This is a genomic window from Brachybacterium sp. HMSC06H03 (assembly GCF_001807385.1).
Taxonomy (GTDB): domain Bacteria; phylum Actinomycetota; class Actinomycetes; order Actinomycetales; family Dermabacteraceae; genus Brachybacterium; species Brachybacterium conglomeratum.
Genome location: NZ_KV788882.1, coordinates 1 through 3,348 on the forward strand (window position 1 = coordinate 1; position 3,348 = coordinate 3,348).

The 3,348-nt window shown below is 73.9% G+C and carries 3 protein-coding genes and 1 pseudogene; all 4 read left to right on the forward strand.

What is annotated here, in order from left to right; all coding sequences use genetic code 11:
• On the forward strand, positions 1-298 hold a 298-nt coding region (locus HMPREF3159_RS11765), incomplete at its 5' end, for a hypothetical protein (RefSeq protein WP_371441708.1).
• Between the two features lie 313 nt (positions 299-611).
• Positions 612-2,261, forward strand: coding sequence for a sensor histidine kinase (locus HMPREF3159_RS11770; RefSeq protein WP_246821625.1), 1,650 nt, complete (start codon positions 612-614; stop codon positions 2,259-2,261).
• Positions 2,258-2,947: a response regulator transcription factor gene (locus HMPREF3159_RS11775; RefSeq protein WP_070501180.1), complete on the forward strand. Its 690-nt coding sequence runs from the start codon at positions 2,258-2,260 to the stop codon at positions 2,945-2,947. The genes HMPREF3159_RS11770 and HMPREF3159_RS11775 overlap by 4 nt, the downstream gene beginning before the upstream one ends.
• A gap of 206 nt (positions 2,948-3,153) precedes the next feature.
• Positions 3,154-3,348, forward strand: a pseudogene (locus HMPREF3159_RS11780) (hypothetical protein); the annotation flags it as partial.

The window sequence follows — 3,348 nt, forward strand, 5'->3', positions numbered from 1 at the left end:
CAGGACCGCGGCGGGCGGCGGCCAGACCGGCAGCGGCCCGACCGGTGGCGAAGCGAACGGCGGGACCGGGGCGAGCAGCGGCACTGGGGCGAGCGGCAGCACGTCGGCAGCCCATGGCCGTCGCGAGTCGAGCCGTCGTGCGACGCCCACCGACCAGCAGCGGGACCTCGCCCAGCGGCGTCCCGACCTGCGCGGCAGCTCCGGCTCCGGGGCCGCCGGCCAGGGCCGGAAGGGCCGGTCGATCAAGGAGCGCGGCGGGATCGTCGGGATCGTGAAGCGGCGCCTCGGCCGCGACTGATCCACGGGGCGGACCCGAGGGGCCGGGCGACCACGCGTCGCCCGGCCCCTCCCGGGTCCCGGCGTCTCACGGCCTGCCCGCCCCGACCCGTCCCGCCCTGTCCCGGCCCGCCCCAGCCTGCTCCGCGCCTGTCCCTCCCCGCCGGCCCCGTCGGCCCCGTCGGACGGGGGATGGTCAGGTGATGGCGCATGGCGTACCTCTATGCCGTTATTGGCATAGTGGTGCCGTATACGCCATCAGCCGACCATGGCCCCCCGCGCCGTCCCGCTCCGGGATCGGGTGGGATCCGGAGCACGAGCGGGAGGAGCACGTGGTGGCCGACGAGACCCGCCCGATCGGCACCCGCACCCAGCGCCGCCCGTCCCGCACCCGCACCCCGCGCGGGCCGAGCCGCTGGACGGTCCGCACCCGCGTGCTCTCGACCCTGCTCGTCTTCATCGCCGGCGGCCTCGCCGTCACGGGCGTGCTCACCTTCGCCGCGCAGTTCCGGGCCCTGGACCAGCGGATCGACGCCGAGCTGTGGCAGGAGCACAGCGAGCTGTCCCTCATCGCGAACTCCACCGACGCGGAGGGCGAGACGATCCACACCACGGCCGACAGCGTGCTGGTCAACGCCACCGACTCCGCCGCCCCCTCCGACCACGAGTCGGTGATCGCCCTGATCGACGGGGAGCCGCGCTACCAGCCCCGCCAGCAGGACTTCGCGCTGCTGCCCGAACCGCCCGAGGACGCCTCGCACGCGGACGCCGCCGCGGTCACGGCCGAGTCCGAGATGGTTCTGGCCGAGATCCTCGACGCGCAGGTGCCGGACAGGACGGTGATCGTGCCGATGGAAGCCCACGGCCGGGACCTGCGCGTGCTGATCGCGTCGGTCTCGGTGGCCGGCGACGAGCAGCAGGGCGTGTTCGTGGTCGCCAACGACATCGGCGCGCAGCGACGCGAGCTGTGGCAGAGCGTGGCGCTGTTCTCGGGGATGTCCGTGCTGGTGCTGCTGCTGGCCGGCTGGGTGGGCTATGTCGTCACCGGGCGTCTGCTGCGGCCGCTGGTGGACCTGCGCGGTGCGACCGAGCAGGTCACGGTCACGGATCTCGAGCACCGGGTGCAGGTCCCGGACGGCGGGGACGACCTCTCCGCGCTCGCCCAGAACTTCAACCGCATGCTCGAGCGGATCCAGGAGGGCTTCGCCGAGCAGCGCCGCTTCATGAGCGACGTCGGCCACGAGCTGCGCACCCCGCTCACCATCGTGCGCGGCACGCTGGAGACCACCGACGTGCAGGACCCCGATGACGTCGCCGAGTCGCACGAGATCGCGATGGAGGAGCTGGACCGGATGGGCCGCGTGGTCGGGGACCTCTCCGAGCTCGCCGCCTCCAGCCGCCCCGACTACGTGAAGCTCCGCCCGGTGGACCTCGCCTCCTTCGCCCGCTCCGCCTTCGCCCGCATCGAGCACATCGGGGAGCGGGAGTGGATCCTCGAGCGCACAGCCGATGTGGTCGCCGAGGCCGACGAGCAGCGCCTCACCCAGGCCGTCGTGCAGCTCGCCGCGAACGCGGTGCGCTACAGCGACGACGGGAGCCGGATCTGGTTCGGTGTGGACCAGGTGCTCGGGCCCGAGGGGCCGGAGATCCACGTCAGCGTGCGCGACGAGGGCGTGGGCATCGTCGAGGAGGACCAGCAGCGCGTCTTCGAGCGCTTCACCCGGGCCGAGAGCGCGCGCGGCGCCGGCTCCGGGCTGGGCCTGCCGATCGTGCAGGCGATCGCGGAGGGCCACGCAGGGGCGGTGCGGCTGCTCTCCCGGCTCGGCAGGGGATCGACCTTCACGATCGTGTTCCCGCAGTTCAGCGCCGAGGCCCCCAGGGCTGTCGGCGAGGGTGCGGAGCCCGGGAGCGATCATACTGGGACGCGGGCGACGCACCGCTCCGACGACGAGACCGACGAGCCACCCCGGAGGGAGCAGGGATGAGGATCCTCATCGCCGAGGACGAGGCGCGGATCGCGCGCTTCATGGAGCGGGGCCTGAAGGCCAACGGCTACGCGACCACCGTGGTGGAGGACGGCATCGCCGCGCTGGACCTCGCCTCCGGAGGGGAGTTCGACCTGCTGATCCTCGACGTGGGCCTGCCGCGCATGGACGGCTTCCAGGTGCTGAAGGCGCTGCGCGACATGGACGTGCAGATCCCGATCCTGATGGTCACCGCCCGCACCGGCGTGGAGGACACGGTGCAGGGGCTCGAGAGCGGCGCGAACGACTACATCGCCAAGCCCTTCCGCTTCGAGGAGCTGCTGGCGCGGGTGAAGCTGCGCGCCCGGGAGGCGACCGCCGGCGCCGGCGCCGTCAGCGCCGACGTGCTCACCCTCGGGGACCTGTCCCTGGACCTGCGCAGCCGTATCGCCGAGTGCACCGTCGACGGCGCCCCGCGCGAGGTGGAGCTGTCCTCGCGCGAGTTCACCATGGCGCGCGTGTTCCTGGAGAACCCGAACCAGGTCCTCACCCGCGACCTGCTGCTGTCGAAGGTGTGGGGCTACGACTACGACGGCGCCTCGAACGTGGTGGACGTGTACGTCGGCTACCTGCGCGGCAAGCTCGGCGCGCCCCGGCTGGTGACCGTGCGCGGGGCGGGCTACAAGATGGTCGACCCCGCCGCCTGAGCGCCCCCGCCGGCCGAGCCCTCGCGGGTCGAGGCCCCGTCGGCCGCACCCGCTCTCCGGCCGGGTCCGCGGTCCGGCCGCGCGTCTCACCGGCCGCCCCTCTCGACGGCGCGTCGCCGCAGGCCACGGCCCAGGAAGCGGGTTCATGAGAGCCCTCTCATCGACCCTTCACAGGGGTCTCATCGCGTGCTGGGAGCCTCGCCGACATGAAGGCTCTTCGCACCACCGGGATCATCGTGTCCGTCGCGCTCGCCGCGGCCGCGCTCGCCGTGCTGCCCTCCGTCGAGGAGGAGGCCCCGCAGGAGCGGGCCGGGATCACCATCGGCGACGCCTCCGACGCCGGCGGCGGCCCCGGCGGGGGCGGCGGGGAGGATGCCGCCTCCGCCGACGGGACGGGCCCG

Bases quoted from the DNA above. Each gene is read 5' to 3' on its own strand.
- HMPREF3159_RS11775 (WP_070501180.1), top strand. From the start codon at position 2,258: ATGAGGATCCTCATCGCCGAGGACGAGGCGCGGATCGCGCGCTTCATG.